This window comes from Hylemonella gracilis ATCC 19624 (genome assembly GCF_000211835.1).
In the GTDB taxonomy this organism is placed as follows: domain Bacteria; phylum Pseudomonadota; class Gammaproteobacteria; order Burkholderiales; family Burkholderiaceae_C; genus Hylemonella; species Hylemonella gracilis.
In genome coordinates this window covers 1-15,507 of the sequence record NZ_AEGR01000046.1, presented here as the reverse complement: position 1 = coordinate 15,507, position 15,507 = coordinate 1, and the positions used below count along the sequence as shown (strand labels likewise).

Sequence of the window (15,507 nt, the reverse complement as noted above, 5' to 3'; positions counted from 1 at the left end):
GGCTGCCACAGCAACACCGGCAGCAGCAGCGGCAGGCCCGCGAGGCGCAAACTCCAGGGCAGGCGCAGCACCAGCAGCAGCCCCCCCGCCACACCCGCCCACGCCATCCAAAGCGGGGCTTGCGGCACGCTGTAGGTGGCCAGCGGCAGCGCAGCCATCGATGCAAGCACGGTGTTGAGCGCTTGCACCGCCCAGGCCGCCGCGTCCCAGAGCGGCGCGCTGTAGGCCAACAGCGGCTCGGCCACCACGCCCAGACTGCCCAGCAGCGCCAGCGGCGTCACGACCAATGTCACCCAGGGGATGGCGACCAGGTTCGCCAGCAGGCTGACCAGGGACATCTGTCCGAAGAACAACAGGGTCAGCGGCGCGAGCGCCAGCGTGACGATGCCTTGTTCGCGCAGCAGGCGCCCCAGGGGCCGCAGCCATCGGCGGCCCCAGCGCGTGAGACGGCGGCCGAGACTGCGGTTGAGACCGCGGCTGGATGAGGGATCGGCATCGTCGGTGTCTGTCCTCGTCACGTCTTCGGGGCGTCCCTGCGCGAACAGCACGCCCACGGCCACGAAGCTCAACCAGAAACCCGCCTGCAAGCAGGCCCAGGGGCTGACCGCCAGCACCACGGCCGCCGCTGCCAGCCAGAGCACTGGCCAGGGCCAGCGTTGGCCGCTCAGACGCAGCAGCGTCACCACCGCCAGCATCAGCACCGTGCGTTGCGCGGGCACGCCCCAGCCGCTGAACACCGCGTAGGCAGTGGCCAGCAGCAAGCCGCCCAGCAGACCGGCCTGGGTGGCGGGCCAGCGCAGGCACAAGCGCGGGCCCAGCACGGGCGTGTAGCGCCACAAGGCGCCGACCAAGCCGGCGGCCAGCCAGGCGAACAGCGTGATGTGCAGGCCGGAGATGCTCATCAGGTGTGCGACGCCGGTCGCGCGAAACACGTCCCAGTCGGCGCGTGCGATGGCTTGCTGGTCCCCCGTGACCAGCGCCGCGACCACGCCATAGGCATTGCGCAGGTTCATGGCGTCGACACGGTCTTGCCCGGGGTCGGCCAGCGCGGGGTCGCTGGCCGCGGCGGGCGCGGCCATCTCCGTGGGCCTCGCGGACGGTGGCTCGAATTCGGCGGGGGTGCGTGCGGAGACGGTGGCCGGCCGGATCGGCAGTACCGGGGTGGAGGCGGGCGCGTGCCGCACGATGGCGTCTCGCACGGCTTGGCGCGCTTGTTCAACGCGGTAGGGGCTGGCCCACCACGTGGGCGCCGGGCTCATCAAGCTGGGCACCGGGTCGCGGCGCGTGGTCCGCACATAGCCGCTGGCGTGCAAGCCTTGCTCCCACATCCACAGCTCGTAGTCGAAACCTTGTGGATTGCGTGCCCCGTGCACCGCGCGCAGCCGCGTGTTGAAGCGCCAGCGCTCGCCCGCCCGCAGCTCGGGGGCCTGGATGAAGGGCTCCAGCAGGGCACCGTTGTCGTCGCGCCAAGCGCCGTACCAGGTGAGCATGAGCTGTTCGGGCACCTGCAGCGCCTTCGGGATGGGGGCTGCACCCCCCGGCTCGAAGAGCTGGGCCGATTCCACCTCGAACAGAAAGCGCGTGCCGTTGTCCGTGCGCTGCGGCATGGCGGCGATGTGACCGGTCAGCGTCAGATCGCGCCCTTCCAGCGTGGCGGGCAGGGCCTGGGCTTGCAGCTGCAGCGCACGCCATCCGGTGCTGGCGTAGGCCAGCAAGACCGCGGCGAGCAGGGCGAGCAGCGACGCGAAGAAGGGCTGATCGGTCCGAATTCCGCCCGAGGATCGGACGGAGGGTTGGGACGCGGCGCGCGCGATCGACCTCAGGCTGCTCCAGGCCGCGGTCAGCAGCGCCAGGCCGGAGGCCGCCAGCAAACCATAGCTGACCATGGGCCACAGCTGGGCCTGCTGCAATTGCGCTGCGATGCCGATCAGCCAGCCCAACAGCAAGGGGGTGAGCAGGCGTGCGAGGGTTGACGATTCGGCTTGACTCAGAGGCGCGGAGGCGGCGGGTGGCGACGACATGGGCCGATGCTAAGGCAGGCGGGCCGCGCTGGGCCGAGGGTGTACTTCTTGATGCACCTTGACATGCGCCCCGGATTCGGGCGCTGTACCATCTTGGGATGAAAGAACTTGGAACGGGTGGCGAGCCCGGCAAGGTGGCCAGCACGGTGGCTGGCGAGGTCGCTGGCGCGTCTGGCTCGCCGCTGGACCTGCTGCGCGGCGAGAACGCGCGCCTGCGCGAGCAGCTCGACAGCGCGCAGGAGCAGCTGTCCGGCTTGCGCACGCAGTTCGACCGTCTCTTGAGCGAAGCCCGCCTGAACCAGGCCAAGCTGCGCCGTTTTGACCAGATCGAGCGGCAGCTGATTGCCGCGCCCTCCCTGACCGCGCTGGTGCAGGCGCTCTTGGTGGACTTTGGCGTGCTCTTTGAACTCGACGCCGTCACCCTGGCCCTGGTGGACCCGCAGTACGAAGCCGCGCGCGTGCTCAGCGAAGGCTGGAGTGAGTCGGCTCAAGCCGCGCTCGACGACGCCGAAACCCAGAACCAGACCCAGACCAGCGCGGAACCCCCTGCCGCCTCTCTAGCCTCTCTAGCCTCGCGGGACAGTCGAAGCGAGCGGCACGCCACGGAACCCTCCGCGGGCACCGACTGGTTCGCCCGCCTGCTGTTGCTGGGCAGTGGGCAACTGCTGAGTCAGATCTACACGCGGGGCTGGCGGCCCATGCTGGGCTCGCCCGATCCCAACCAGGCCGCGCTGTTCCAGGGCGTGAATGTGCGCGGCTTGGGCAGCACGGCTTTGCTGCCCCTGCTGCACCGGGGCGAATGCATCGGCAGCCTCAACCTGGGCAGCCGCGATTCGGCGCGCTTTTCGGCGGGCAACAGCACCGATTTCCTGGAGCGCCTGGCCGCCCTGGCCGCCATCTGCCTGGACAACGCCCTGGTGGCGGAACGTCTCAAGCTGGTGGGCCTGACGGATGCGCTGACCGGCGTGCACAACCGCCGGTACTTCGAGGCCCGATGCCTGGAAGAGGTGAAGGCCGCCCAGCGCAGCCGGCAGCCCTTGGTCTGTCTGCTGCTCGACGTGGATCACTTCAAGCGCATCAACGACAACCATGGCCACCCGGCGGGCGACGCCGTGCTGCGCGAGGTGGGGCAGGTGATTCGCGGCCAGTTGCGTGGCAACGACGTGGTCGCGCGTTACGGCGGCGAGGAATTCGTCTTGTTGCTGCCGAACACGCCGCTCCAGGGCGGTGTCGAGACGGCGGACCGCATCCGGCTGGCGATCGCCTCGGCGGCCATGCCCGTTCAAACGGAGCAAGACACTCCCTTGCACATCACCGTGTCACTGGGCGCGGCCCAGATGGACATGGAGGAGCGCAAGCCCGTCGCCGAGGCTGGCGATGCCGCGCCTCGCCGCTCCACGCCAGTGGAAAGCATGAAGCGGCTCGTGCAACAGGCCGACCAGGCGCTGTATGCCGCCAAGCAGGCGGGCCGCAATCGCGTGCAGTCGGCGCAGTGAAGCGGTGACGCAGCATCTGTCGCTGGCCGCTGCACGCGCGCTCCACCTGGCCGCCCAGGGCCTGCTGACGCCGCCGCGCAAGAAGGCGGTGAAAGCCGATGTGCTGGCCGCCATCGAGCGCATGGCCCTGCTGCAGATCGACACCATCCAGGTGGTGGCGCGCAGTCCCTACCTTGTGCTGTTCAGCCGCCTGGGCGCTTATGACCCGACCTGGCTGGAGCAGACCCTGGCCGAAGGCGCCATCTACGAGTACTGGGCCCATGAAGCCTGCTTCGTGCCGACCCAAGACTACGGTCTGCTGCGCCATCGCATGCTGGACCCTTCGGGCATGGGCTGGAAGTTCTCCGCGCGCTGGATGGAGACGCACCGCAAGGACATCGAGGCGCTGTTGGCGCACATCCGCGCGCACGGGCCCGTGCGGTCGGCCGACTTCGAACGCAAGCGAGAAGGGCAGTCCGCGGGCAAGGGCACGGGCTGGTGGGACTGGAAGCCCGAGAAGCGGCACCTGGAGGTCTTGTTCACGACCGGTCGCCTGATGGTCGCCGAGCGCCGCAACTTCCAGCGCGTGTATGACCTGGCCGAGCGCGTGCTGCCCGATTGGGACGACCGCCGTGATCTGCCCACCGCCGAGGCGGCGCAGACGCAGATGGTGCGGCGCTCTTGCAAGGCTCTGGGCCTGGTGAAGGCAGGCTGGGTCGCGGACTACTACCGGCTCAAGCGCGGCAAGTACGACGCTGCGCTGCATACCCTGGCCGACGCGGGCGAACTGCTGCCCGTGCGCGTCGAGGGCTGGAAGCACGACGCCTTCGTGCATGCTGATCTGGTGCCCTGGCTGACGCAGGCCGAGGCCGGTGAACTGTCCTCGACCGTGAACACCTTGCTCTCGCCCTTTGACCCGGTGGTCTGGGACCGCAAGCGCGCGGTGGAGCTGTTCGACTTCGATTACCGCTTGGAGTGCTATACCCCCGCCGAAAAGCGCAAGTACGGCTACTTCGTGCTGCCCATCCTGAGCCGCGGCAAGCTGGTGGGGCGGCTGGATGCCAAGGCCCATCGCAAGCAAGGCGTGTTCGAGGTCAAGGCCCTGTACCTGGAGCCGGGTCTGCGGACCAGCCAGCGGTTGATCGGCGACATCGCCCTGGCGGTGCGGCGCTGCGCTGACTGGCATGGCACGCCCACGATCAGCGTGGGGCATGCGCCTGAGGCTGTCGCGGCCGTCTTGACCGCGACGGCGTGAGGCACTGATCACGCCGGATTCGGCGTGCCAGCGTGGTGGGACAGCACCGTGGGCCGATCAGTCGGCCGCCGCGATCACCAAGGCCGATTCGTCCAGCCCGATGTGGGCCGTCTGGCCCTTTCGCAGCCCATGACCGGCCGCCGCGAAGCCCACGATGGACGGGCCGGAGGTGCCCGGCTCGCCGGACAGGCGCAGGCTGACTTCGCCGCCAGCCGCCGCCCGCGAAACCCGCATCACCACGCCGGTCAGAACATTGCTGCTCTCCGTTTGCGCGCCACGCGCCGACGCGGGCCGCGCGGTGACACGCACCGCTGTGGCCTTGCACAGCGCTAGCACCGGCAAACCCACGCGCAGGCCCAGCAACTGGGCACTTTCACGGGTGATGCGCGCGTGCAGGGGCAGAGGCGCCTTGCCCTCGCGCACCAGCAGCAGTTGCACCCGAACCTGGCCTTGCACCGAGCGCAGTGCACCGACCGTGCACGCGAACTGGTTGCGCATGCTGGTGCGCAGCGCGGAGGCGGCGCGGCGGGAGGCGGTGGTCGAGGCGGCATGTCCTCCCGCGCTGGCGTCCAGGCTCGCCAGGGCCTGCGCGCGCGCCTGGGTCAGCGCGTCGGCGGCCTGAAGCACGCGTAGTCCTGCGGCGGTCAACACCGCGCCCCCGCCGCCGCTGCCCCCCACGGCCTTTTCGACCAGGGGCTGGCCCGCCAGATTGCCCAGCGTCTCCAGCGCTTGCCAGGCGGCCTTGTAGCTCACGCCCGCGCCGCGCGCAGCCTCGGAGATGGAGCCCGCTTGGCCGATGCGGCGCAGGATGTCGATGCGCTTGTCGCTGGCTTCGAAGCCCAGCACCTCGGCCAGGGGCAATGTTTTCTTGCTCATGGGCTTATGTTAGTCGGCTGCCGTCCGGACAAGCCGGTGGACCGTTCGGTCCTCGCGCGCGGGGGGCTGGGGTGATCGCTATTCTTCATATGAATAGCGCTTCGGTGTTTCGTGCTAGAGTTTCGCTGTTCATTTTTGGAATAGCGAGGTTTTCATGGTCAAGCGCTTCTTGAGCGTCATTGCGGCGACGTTGGGTGTGTGGTCCGTTCCATTCTCGGCCGTGCAGGCGGCTGAGGTGAACGTGGCCGTGGCCGCCAACTTCACCGCGCCCATGCAGAAGATCGCCCCCATGTTCGAGGCGGACACGGGGCACAAGGCCGTGTTGTCCTTCGGTTCCACGGGCAAGTTCTACGCGCAGATCCAGAACGGCGCGCCGTTTGACGTGCTGTTGTCCGCCGACGACACGACGCCCGCGAAGTTGGAGCAGGAAGGGCAGGGCGGCGGCAAGGATCGTCGCTACACCTACGCCATTGGCACGCTGGTGCTCTGGAGCAAGCAGCCCGGGCTGGTGGACGCCCAGGGCGAGGTGCTGAAGACAGGCCAATTCGACAAGATCGCCCTGGCCGACCCTCGGCTCGCGCCCTATGGCGCGGCGGCAGTGGAGGCGCTGACGGCCTTGGGTTTGCTCGACACCTTGAAGCCGAAGTTCGTCCAGGGCGAGAGCATTGGTCAGACGCACCAGTTCGTGGCGACTGGCAACGCGGCGCTGGGTTTCGTCGCGCTCTCGCAGGTGTGGGCGCCCGACGCGCAGGGCGGCAAGCTGAAGGAAGGTTCGGTCTGGCGTGTGCCCGCGAAGCTACACCAGCCCATCCGGCAAGACCTCATCCTGCTCAAGAAGGGCCAGGACAACGCGGCTGCCGTCGCCCTGCTCAAGTACCTCAAGGGCGAAAAGGCCCGCGCCGTGATCCAGTCCTTCGGCTACGGCCTGGAGTAATCTGGCGGCATGGTGTTCTCCGCGGATGATTGGCAGGCCATCCGGCTCACGCTGGAACTGGCTGCGCTCACGACCCTGTTGCTGTTGATCGTCGCCACGCCGCTGGCCTGGTGGCTGGCGCGCAGCCCTTCACCCTGGCGCGCGCCGGTGAGCGCGCTCGTCACCTTGCCCCTGGTGCTGCCGCCCACGGTGCTGGGCTTTTACCTGCTGGTGCTGATGGGCCCCAACGGCTGGCTGGGGCAACTCACCCAGGCGCTGGGCTGGGGTCTACTGTCCTTCAGCTTCACGGGCCTGCTGATCGGCTCCGTCGTCTTTTCACTGCCGTTCGCGGTGCAGCCCCTGCAGCACGCCTTCGAATCTCTCGGCGCGCGTCCGCTGGAAGTGGCGGCCACGCTGCGGGCGCGTCCGCTGGACGCCTTCTTCACTGTGGCCCTGCCGCAAGCCAAAGGCGGGGTGTTGACGGCAGCCATCCTGAGCTTCGCGCACACCGTGGGCGAGTTCGGCGTGGTGCTGATGATCGGCGGCAACATCCCCGGGCAGACCCGCGTGGTCTCGACCCAGATCTACGGCCATGTGGAAGCCATGGAGTACACGCAAGCCCACTGGCTGGCAGGCGGCATGGTGCTGTTCAGCTTCGCGGTGCTGCTGGTCCTGGCCGGTCTGCGGCGCGGGCGTGATCGGGTCATGCCATGAACGCCTCGGCCCTGAATGCTTCGAGGGTGAGCGAGCCGGCCATGCCGACCGGGGCAAGCACGCCAGATGAGCCCTTCCACGTGCGCCTGAGCCTGGCGCGCGCGGACTTTGATCTGAATGTGGACCTCACGCTGCCCGCGCGCGGCATCACCGTGCTCTACGGGCCTTCGGGTTCGGGCAAGACCAGCGTGCTGCGCTGCGTGGCCGGACTTGAGCGCGCGCGATCGGCCACCGGGCAGGGGCAAGAGACGTCCGCTCACGTGGCCGTGGGCGGCGAGGTCTGGCAGGACGATGCGACAGGCGTCTTCTTGCCCACGCACCGTCGGCCCCTGGGGTATGTGTTCCAAGAGGCCAGCCTGTTTGAACACCTCGACGTGCGCGGAAATTTGCAGTACGGGCTCAAGAGGAGTTGGCGCGGCGCGCTCTTGGCCCAGGGCCGGCGCGCGCTGGACGAAGCCGTGGCCTTGCTGGGCATCGAGCACTTGCTGACGCGGCGCGTGCAACAACTGTCCGGCGGGGAGCGCCAGCGGGTGGCGATCGCGCGGGCGCTGGCCACCGGGCCTCGCCTCTTGCTGCTGGACGAACCACTGGCCGCGCTGGACGCCGCGCGCCGCCAAGACATCCTGCCCTGGCTGGAGCGCCTGCGCGACGAGCTGCGGCTGCCCATGCTCTACGTCACCCATTCGGCCGACGAACTGGCGCGGCTGGCCCAGCACCTCGTGGTGCTGGAGCGCGGACAGGTGCGCGCGGCCGGTCCGGTGGCCCAGGTGCTGGCTGCCCTCGACAGTCCGCTCGTGGTCGGCGAGGACGCGGGGGCCTTGCTGCAAGGCACCGTGCTGGAGCGCGATGCCATCTGGCATCTGGCCCGGGTCGGCTTCGCGGGCGGTGAGCTGAGCGTGCGCGACGAGGGCCTGCCCGTGGGCCGCGAGGTGCGCCTGCGCGTGCTGGCGCGTGATGTCAGCCTGGCCTTGGCCGAGCCGCGCCAGACCAGCATCCAGAACCTGCTGCCGGCCGTGGTGGACGCCATCGCGCCGGACGCCCATGCCTCGCAAGTGCTGGTGCGCCTGCGCTGCGGCGAATCCCTGCTGCTGGCGCGCATCACCCGCCGTGCCTGCGAGGCCTTGGGCTTGTGCCCGGGGCTGCCGGTCTGGGCGCAGGTGAAATCGGCCGCGCTGGTGCGTTGACGGTGCAAGCCTAAGCCGCAGGCCGCGCGCCGCTTCGACAGCACAGCGTGATCGCGGTTCAGGACGGTGGCCCGGCCTAGGCTGGCGACCGCGACTGCGCGGCCCGAACCGCCATGTGCGTGTAGGCCAGGCCGAGCAGGCTCACGCCCACGCCGAGTTGCTTGCCACGGCGCGCCAGCGCGCCCAGGATGTGTTCGTGCTCGGTTTTTTGTCCGCCCTGCAAATCGCGCAGCATCGAGGCCGTGAAGGCCGAGCCCGGCTGCGTCAGCATCGACAGCGCCTGGGTCTGCGCCGCCGCGCCGACGGCGTGGCCCTCGGTCTGGGCCACGGCGCAAGCCTCCGCGTACATGGCGCGCGTCAGCGCCTCGCCCTCGCTCGTGGCCACGATCTCGCCCACCGAACCTTGGCAGACCGTGGTCATGCCCGCCAGCGTGGCAAGGAAGACCCATTTGTCCCACAGCACCTGCTCGATGTTGTCGCTGTGCAGGCTGTCGTAACCGGCACCGGTGCCCAGGGCCGCGAAGTCGCGGGCCAGGGCGGCGTGGGCCGGGTCGCGCGGCCCGACGGTCAGGCGGTGCAGATCGTTGAGCTGCTTCACCACGCCCTCGGGCGTGAGCGCGGCCGCGATGTGGGCCACTCCGCCCATGACGCGCGCGCGGCCGTAGCGCGCATCCAGCGCCTGCAGGTGGTCGATGCCGTTGAGGAAGGGCAGCAGCACGCCGCGCCCGTCGGCGCGCGCCAGCGAGGCCAGCGCGCTGTCCAGGTCATAGGCCTTGGGTGTGAGCAGGATCAAGTCATAGTCCGGCCCCACGGTCTGCGCCGTCACCGTGCGCGGCTGCACGCTGAAGTTGCCGCGCGGCGTCTCGATCTTCAGGCCCTCGCTGTCCACCTGCTGCTTGCGCCGCTCGCGCAATAGGAAGGTGACGTCCGCGCCCGCCTGGATCAGGCGCGCACCGAAATATCCGCCGATACCGCCGGCGCCAAGGATCAAGATCTTCATGTGAAAGCTTTCGTCTCTGAGAGGGGTGAGGAATGGGCGATGGTGTGATCGTAGAGGACAATCCAGTACGATGAGTGATCAGAATCACTGATTGATTCACCGTTCGTCCTGGATTTGATGGTTTGACGTTGTGGACCGCCTGACCGACTTTCTTGAGCGCTTCGAGCTGCGTGCCACCTTGCTGCACAACGGCGTGCTGGCGCGCCCTCTGCAAGCCGAGGCCTCGGAAGGCGCTGGCCGGCTGTACTTGCTGCGGCAGGGGGCGGTTGAGCTGGCCGGACCGGGCCGCCGCCACTGTCTCCTGCGCGAACCCACGCTGGTCTTTTATGCCTGTCCCCAACGCCACACCCTGCGGCCGGTGGGGGAGGCGCGGGCCCACCTGCTCGGCGCCCTGATCGAGTTCGGCGCGGGTGATGAAAACCCGCTGCTGCAAGCGCTGGATCAGCCCTTGTGCCTGCCCCTGGCCGACATGCAGGGCGTCGCTTCCTTGATCGATGCCTTGTTCGAGGAGGCTGCTGTCCGTCACTGCGGCCAGGCGGCGGTGCTGGAACGATTGTCCGAGGTGCTGGTCGTGCGGCTGCTGCGCCTGGCCATGGAGCGCAAGCTGATGGACCGAGGCGTCATGGCCGGGCTTGCTGATCTTCGCCTGGCGCGGGCGCTGACCGCCATCCACGCCGCGCCGCAGTCGGGCTGGACGCTGGAGCGCATGGCCGCGCGGGCGGGCATGTCGCGCTCGCGCTTCGCCGGGCACTTCACCGCGGTGATGGGCATGCCAGCGGCCGAGTACCTCAAGCGCTGGCGCGTGGGCTTGGCCAAGCGTCTCTTGCGCGCGGGCCGGCCGGTCAAGCAGGTCGCGCTGGAGGTGGGGTATGGCAGCTCGGCCAGCTTCGGGCGCGCCTTCGGGCAGGTGGAAGGTTCCACGCCCACGGCGTGGTTGCAGGGCGTGCGCGAGTCCGCGGGCGCTTAAGCCCTGGGCCCGGTGATTCCCTTTGTTAGAATGCGCCCCGTCATTGGGGAGTAGCCGCTCTTCACCGCGAAGAGGCTTGCGTCAACACACTTGGTCCATCGGACCATGGCGCAGGCAGCTCCTGGCCTGGCAAGACCTTTGACCACGAAGCCTCCGTTTTGGCCGGGGATGCGTCGTGGTCAATCGTCTCTGTACACCGGCCTTGGACATTTTTCATGGAAGCTCTCCTCGTCTCGACCGGCGTCGTCGCCCTCGCCGAAATCGGCGACAAGACCCAACTGCTGGCCTTCATCCTCGCCGCCCGCTTCAAGCGCCCCTGGCCCATCATCGCGGGCATCCTGGTCGCGACCGTGCTCAACCACGCCTTGGCGGGTGCCGTGGGCGCCTGGCTCACCAGCTTGGTCAGCCCGCAGGTGCTGCGCTGGGTGCTGGGCCTGTCCTTCATCGCCATGGCCGCCTGGACCCTGGTGCCCGACAAGATGGACGACGACGAGAGCGAGTCCTTGGCCGCACGTCGGCTGGGTGTCTTTGGCGCGACCTTCGTCGCCTTCTTCCTCGCCGAGATGGGCGACAAGACCCAGATCGCGACCGTGGCCATGGCCGCGCGCTACAGCGACGCCATCCTAGTCGTGATGGGCACCACCCTCGGCATGATGCTGGCCAACGTGCCCGCCGTGCTGATCGGCGACAAGCTCGCGCACAAGCTGCCCATCCGCCTGGTGCACGGCATCGCCGCGCTGATCTTTGCCGTGTTGGGTGTGGCGACCTTGATGGGGGCGGGGGCGAGTCTGGGGTTCTGAGAGGTTCCTGTGTGTATTAGCCGGGGGCAGGGCCCCTGGCACGGAGTTCGCCTGGACCATCAGAGTCGAAAACAATCCCCGTGGAACGTCCGTCAAAAATGGAGCGGCTGTTTGGCAGCGGTTGCCGCTGGTCAGTCAACGCTGCCTCTGGACTGCTCATGGCCAGAAGAATTCTTCCGATTTTCTGATTGAAACCGGGCATTGAATCACCTAAAGCAGGTGTGGTCCGAGGTCGATCTGATTGGCGGAATCGACCCGACCGAATTGCAGAACTATTTGAAGGCAGATAAATACAATAAGCTGGCCGATATGTAGGGGTGCGAGCCAGCTTCAGGGAGGTCAAATGACAAGTACATCGAGTATGCATCAGTCCATTGAGTAAGTTTTGCTTCATAAATTTCCTTGGGCGTACTTTCGAAGTACACAGTTCGATTCGCTCAGTTCAAAGGTGTCAAATGAAAAGTGTTTGCTTTTTCAATAACAAGGGCGGCGTCGGAAAGACGACGCTACTTTGCAATCTCGGTTCCTTTTTGTCGAAGAAGCATGGCATGTCGGTGCTAGTGCTTGACGCTGACCCGCAATGCAACGCATCCGCATACTTGCTTGAGGAAACCCAGCTCGAAGCCATTCTGCGCGATGGCGAACACAAAAGCCTCGACTCCTTTTACGAGCCGATCAGGAAGGGACAAGGCTATCCTCAAGAACTTCCAACCATTGTGACGAGCGTGCGGTTTGGTGTTGACCTGATCGTTGGCGACCCGAAACTATCGATTCGCGAAGATCTATTGGCTACGGATTGGGCCGCAACGCGGAATGGAGAGCCGCGAGGTTTTCAAACCACGTTTGCAATTAAATATTTGCTCTCCCGGCTGAACAACTACGACCTTGTCTTCATTGACATGGGCCCTTCTCTAGGCGCCCTAAATCGATCAGTGCTACTGGGTGCGGACTCTTTCATCATGCCGTTATCGGTGGACATCTTCAGTCTCATGGCGATCGATAACATCCTGAAGTCATTCACTTCATGGAAGGTCTCACTGACTGATGCTATACGCAAACATGCAGAAACCGAGGGAGAAAACTTCACAATTAAAGATCACCCAGTGGGGTGGGAGTTGGAGTTTATCGGCTACGTAATGCAGCAATACAAGGCCAAAGTCGTCTCTGGCGAGAGAGTGCCAGTCGCAGCTTTTGAGCGGATAATTAACGAGCAAACTAACGAATTGCGCCAGATGTGCGAATTCTTCAATTGTGATTACGAATCCGCCAAGATTGGTGAGGTTCCGACGCTGAGCAGCGTGGTTCCGCTTTCACAGCAAGCACATGCACCAATATTTGATCTCGGCGCAAAGGACGGAATCGTGGGCTCCCAATACACCCGGGTTTCGGAGGCAACCCATTTCTTCGGGAATATTGCGGAGCGATTTCTACGGAGGATTTCCAAGTGATTGCTTGGGATAGGGTCGCGGTTGATTCCATAGCGAGGCGACGCGCTGTCTTGGTAGTGGGTTCCGGCGTATCCAGAAACTCCGTCAACGATAACGGAGAAAGTCCGGCAAGCTGGGATGGTTTTCTACGGCAGTGCGCGGTTGAACATGGCAACCCAGCTTATCTGATCGACGTTATTGCTAGACGCGATTACCTTCTCGGATGTCAGCTGCTAAAAACCATCATGGGCAGAGACAAGTTCGTCGAAAGAGTACAAGCCGAGTTCCAGTTGAAACGCTTTAAGCCTGCTGAGATTCACAAGAACTTGTATGAGCTAGACGTTGCAATCACCATCTCCCCAAATTTCGACAATATTTATGACGATTATTGCCGACAAGCGTCGGCTGGTTCCTATGTAATAAAGACTCACGCCAGTACCGACACTATTTCTTATTTGAATAAGTGCGATGTGCGACTGCTTATAAAGAGTCACGGCTCAGCTAACGATCCTGATGATTTAATTTTCACATCCGAAGACTACTCGCGTGCTCGAACTAAATACTCATTGTTTTACGACATCATTAGATCGCTAGCCTTAACGCATACATTTATTTTTATTGGATGTGGCGTTGACGACCCAGACCTTCGAATGCTATTCGAAGATATCAAGTTCACATACGGGCGAATGCCTCTGCACTTCATGACGATACCGACCGGCGAGGTGGCACCGGAGGTTTTGAAGGAACTTAGTGCTGTCATGCAGGTGAAGCACCTCGCGTATTCACCGAACAACGGGCATAGGGAATTGACGGAAAGTCTAGCCACCCTTGTTCAGTTGGTAGAACAAAGACGAGACGCGTTATCCAGTGCCCGAAATTGGTAGGTACTTCGGGTTCGCCAACCCTTCCATCTATTCGACTCGCTGCCCACTGCGCCTGCGCTGATTCGCAGCGAAATTCAGATGGTGAGCGTCTGCTTTCGTCATCGTTTAGGTCTGCAATGGTTCGAACGTGTCTGGCTACCCTATCTCGATTCAGGGGGCGCATTTGTCGAACGTGTCGAGATCGACTTATTGAGGTGAAGAAAAGTGAGCAAGACAAAAAAATCACTTTGCCTTTGGCTGACGCTTACAGTCCTGACGCTGCTTCTGTATTGCGTCAAAGACTTGGCCGTCTATCCGAGCAGGGCTCTTCCACTGATTTGGGCATTCTTCTCGTGGAATTTTTTGGCCTATGGCATAGATAAAGGAATGTGGCCTGTGACTTTCATTGAGCTTGACGGAAATGGCAAAGGCAATCGCATAGCCAGAGAGGTGATGCTATGGCTGACGTCTGCCATCTATCTAAGCCTTTTAGGGGTGCTATTTTTTTCAAAATGAACGCACCGGATTCCTCAAAGTATTCCGTGCCATACGTGGATTGACCGTGCCAACTCATGCCCAACGCAAGTAGGTTTTGCGACAGCGTCTAACCGATCTTGATCGAAAAACTGGTCTTGGTCGGGGAACGGTCATATGAGCCTGTGTCCGGTGAATGATTGGTTTCAACGACTGTGGTCGCTCGCGCAGCGAAACCATCCGTCTGATACCAGCCTGAAGCGATCAACCTCCCCCAGACCTCGCCTCAGTCCGTCACTAGACGAAACCGCCCCCCACCCACATTCATCCCATTCACCAGCACCTCCACCGCGTGCACGCCCGGGTAGTGTTTGCGCGTGGTGTAGTCCTGCACGGTTTGCTGCTTGTCCAGCGTCAGCGTGGCGCCAGCGTCCAGCGCCAGCGTTTTCCACTTGAAGACCTTGCGGCTGGTCTCGCCGTTTTTCTTGACGTAGTGGATGGCGTAGTCCACCACGAGGTTTTGCGTTTCGCGCGCGGTGGAGCGCAGGGCCAGGCTCAGGTGCAGGCGTTCGCCCAGCCGCAGCGTGGCGGGTTTCACCTTGAAGTGGTCCAGCGCCACTTGCGCGTCCGCGCTCGCGCCGATGAGGCCGAGCGCGCGCGGGTGGCCGGCCTTGATCAGGTTGCGCAGCGCGTGCTTGGCGATCCAACCCGTCTCGGGCTGGTCCGTGGGCCAGCCTTCCAGCAGCTCCAGCATCCACTCGGGGTGGTCCTTGGCGATGTCGTTGAGGTGGTTGGCCACCGAGCGGCGCACATAGTCGCTGGGGTCGGCGCGCAGCCGTTCCAGGATGGGCAGGGCGTGCCGGGGTTCGGCGATGAAGAGCGGCAGGCGCCGTGCCCAGGGCAGGCGCGGGCGCGTGCCTTCGCTGGCGAGGCGGCGCACATGGTCGTTGTCGTCCTCGGTCCAGCGCAGGGCATGGGCCAGGGCGGTGGCCGGGTCTTGCGCGAGGAAGGGGCGCACGGCGAATTCCGCGCTGCTGTAGGGCGTGAGTTCGCGCAGCGCGTCCAGCGACAGATCAAAGTGATCCAGGCCGTGCCGGCCCACGAACTCGGGCAGCACCAAGCCGGGCAGACCGCGCGGTGCGTGCGGCGCCATGCGGCGCAGCAGGGCCAGGGCGCGCGGGTAGTCCTCGGGCAGGTGCGCGCGCAGGCCGTCGGCCGCGTGGGCAATGCGCGCCATGATGGAGAGGTCATCCAGCCCGCGCCGTGTGCTGGCCAGGAAGGCCTTGCGGTCAAAAGCAGGGTGCACCTGCTGCGCCGCATCGGCGATCTGCGCCAGCACCTGGGCGTCGAGCAGGTTCTTCAGCAGCGGCGCGGAGTCCTGGGGTTCAGTGGCTGTGTTGGGGCTGGCCATGCGCTGATTGTGCCGTGCGGTGGGTGTCACGCTGATGCGTGAAAGCGCAGGATGCGCGTCCCTGGCGGGCCCATCGAATCAGCAGAACAGCAGAACAGCAGAACAGCAGAACAGCAGAACAGCAGAA

14 protein-coding genes and 1 riboswitch are annotated in these 15,507 nt (G+C 65.1%); of the genes, 10 read left to right on the top strand and 4 right to left on the bottom strand.

Going from position 1 to position 15,507, the window contains the following annotated elements:
* Positions 1-2,021, bottom strand: a 2,021-nt coding sequence (locus tag HGR_RS05760; protein WP_006297191.1) for a ComEC/Rec2 family competence protein, incomplete at its 3' end; no start/stop codon positions are given.
* A 98-nt stretch (positions 2,022-2,119) separates the two neighbouring features.
* On the opposite strand from HGR_RS05760, the gene HGR_RS16765 reads away from it, so the two are divergent.
* Both HGR_RS16765 and HGR_RS05750 read left to right on the top strand, forming a co-directional pair.
* Positions 2,120-3,517: a GGDEF domain-containing protein gene (locus HGR_RS16765; protein ID WP_006297190.1), complete on the top strand. Its 1,398-nt coding sequence runs from the start codon at positions 2,120-2,122 to the stop codon at positions 3,515-3,517.
* A gap of 4 nt (positions 3,518-3,521) precedes the next feature.
* Positions 3,522-4,751, top strand: a complete 1,230-nt coding sequence (locus HGR_RS05750) for a winged helix-turn-helix domain-containing protein (RefSeq protein ID WP_006297189.1) — start codon at positions 3,522-3,524, stop codon at positions 4,749-4,751.
* Between the two features lie 57 nt (positions 4,752-4,808).
* On the opposite strand, the gene HGR_RS05745 is transcribed toward HGR_RS05750, so the two are convergent.
* Positions 4,809-5,627, bottom strand: a complete 819-nt coding sequence (locus tag HGR_RS05745) for a TOBE domain-containing protein (protein ID WP_006297188.1) — start codon at positions 5,625-5,627, stop codon at positions 4,809-4,811.
* Positions 5,628-5,781: 154 nt separating this feature from the next.
* Between HGR_RS05745 and modA the strand changes: the two genes are divergently transcribed.
* From modA to modC, 3 genes are read left to right on the top strand one after another with little or no spacing between them, the layout of a single operon-like run.
* A complete protein-coding gene (modA, locus tag HGR_RS05740; protein WP_006297187.1) occupies positions 5,782-6,561 on the top strand; it encodes a molybdate ABC transporter substrate-binding protein in 780 nt (259 codons plus the stop codon).
* Between the two features lie 9 nt (positions 6,562-6,570).
* Positions 6,571-7,254 (top strand): molybdate ABC transporter permease subunit, encoded by a 684-nt coding sequence (modB, locus tag HGR_RS05735; protein ID WP_006297186.1) that lies wholly within the window; start codon positions 6,571-6,573, stop codon positions 7,252-7,254.
* A gap of 41 nt (positions 7,255-7,295) precedes the next feature.
* Positions 7,296-8,438 (top strand): molybdenum ABC transporter ATP-binding protein, encoded by a 1,143-nt coding sequence (modC, locus tag HGR_RS05730; RefSeq protein ID WP_081463446.1) that lies wholly within the window; start codon positions 7,296-7,298, stop codon positions 8,436-8,438.
* 76 nt (positions 8,439-8,514) lie between these two features.
* Here the strand turns inward: modC and HGR_RS05725 are convergent, their stop codons facing one another.
* Positions 8,515-9,438 (bottom strand): 2-dehydropantoate 2-reductase, encoded by a 924-nt coding sequence (locus HGR_RS05725; RefSeq protein ID WP_006297184.1) that lies wholly within the window; start codon positions 9,436-9,438, stop codon positions 8,515-8,517.
* A 130-nt stretch (positions 9,439-9,568) separates the two neighbouring features.
* On the opposite strand from HGR_RS05725, the gene HGR_RS05720 reads away from it, so the two are divergent.
* The 5 genes from HGR_RS05720 (at position 9,569) to HGR_RS17230 (ending at position 14,011) form a co-directional block, all read left to right on the top strand.
* Positions 9,569-10,405, top strand: coding sequence for an AraC family transcriptional regulator (locus tag HGR_RS05720; protein WP_006297183.1), 837 nt, complete (start codon positions 9,569-9,571; stop codon positions 10,403-10,405).
* A gap of 33 nt (positions 10,406-10,438) precedes the next feature.
* Positions 10,439-10,606, top strand: a riboswitch (yybP-ykoY riboswitch).
* 14 nt (positions 10,607-10,620) lie between these two features.
* Positions 10,621-11,205, top strand: coding sequence for a TMEM165/GDT1 family protein (locus tag HGR_RS05715; RefSeq protein WP_006297182.1), 585 nt, complete (start codon positions 10,621-10,623; stop codon positions 11,203-11,205).
* A 455-nt stretch (positions 11,206-11,660) separates the two neighbouring features.
* Positions 11,661-12,653 (top strand): ParA family protein, encoded by a 993-nt coding sequence (locus HGR_RS05710; protein ID WP_039852606.1) that lies wholly within the window; start codon positions 11,661-11,663, stop codon positions 12,651-12,653.
* Entirely contained in the window at positions 12,650-13,516 is an 867-nt protein-coding gene (locus HGR_RS05705) for an SIR2 family protein (RefSeq protein ID WP_039852604.1), read from the top strand. Before HGR_RS05710 ends, HGR_RS05705 begins: the two co-directional genes overlap by 4 nt.
* Positions 13,517-13,720: 204 nt before the next feature.
* Positions 13,721-14,011 carry a hypothetical protein gene (locus HGR_RS17230; protein ID WP_138922412.1) on the top strand — a complete coding sequence of 97 codons (291 nt, stop codon included), beginning with the start codon at positions 13,721-13,723 and terminating at the stop codon, positions 14,009-14,011.
* Positions 14,012-14,255: 244 nt separating this feature from the next.
* Here the strand turns inward: HGR_RS17230 and HGR_RS05700 are convergent, their stop codons facing one another.
* The gene (locus tag HGR_RS05700) at positions 14,256-15,380 is read right to left on the bottom strand and encodes a DNA alkylation repair protein (protein ID WP_006297178.1); all 1,125 of its coding nucleotides are present in this window, start codon (positions 15,378-15,380) and stop codon (positions 14,256-14,258) included.
* Between the last annotated feature and the right edge of the window lie 127 nt (positions 15,381-15,507).

Excerpts from the sequence above, each read along its gene's own strand:
- modB (WP_006297186.1), top strand. The coding sequence starts at position 6,571 with ATGGTGTTCTCCGCGGATGATTGGCAGGCCATCCGGCTCACGCTGGAA.
- HGR_RS16765 (WP_006297190.1), top strand. The coding sequence starts at position 2,120 with ATGAAAGAACTTGGAACGGGTGGCGAGCCCGGCAAGGTGGCCAGCACG.
- modC (WP_081463446.1), top strand. The coding sequence starts at position 7,296 with ATGCCGACCGGGGCAAGCACGCCAGATGAGCCCTTCCACGTGCGCCTG.
- HGR_RS05745 (WP_006297188.1), bottom strand. The coding sequence starts at position 5,627 with ATGAGCAAGAAAACATTGCCCCTGGCCGAGGTGCTGGGCTTCGAAGCC.
- HGR_RS05715 (WP_006297182.1), top strand. The coding sequence starts at position 10,621 with ATGGAAGCTCTCCTCGTCTCGACCGGCGTCGTCGCCCTCGCCGAAATC.
- HGR_RS05710 (WP_039852606.1), top strand. The coding sequence starts at position 11,661 with ATGAAAAGTGTTTGCTTTTTCAATAACAAGGGCGGCGTCGGAAAGACG.
- HGR_RS05725 (WP_006297184.1), bottom strand. The coding sequence starts at position 9,438 with ATGAAGATCTTGATCCTTGGCGCCGGCGGTATCGGCGGATATTTCGGT.
- HGR_RS05700 (WP_006297178.1), bottom strand. The coding sequence starts at position 15,380 with ATGGCCAGCCCCAACACAGCCACTGAACCCCAGGACTCCGCGCCGCTG.
- modA (WP_006297187.1), top strand. The coding sequence starts at position 5,782 with ATGGTCAAGCGCTTCTTGAGCGTCATTGCGGCGACGTTGGGTGTGTGG.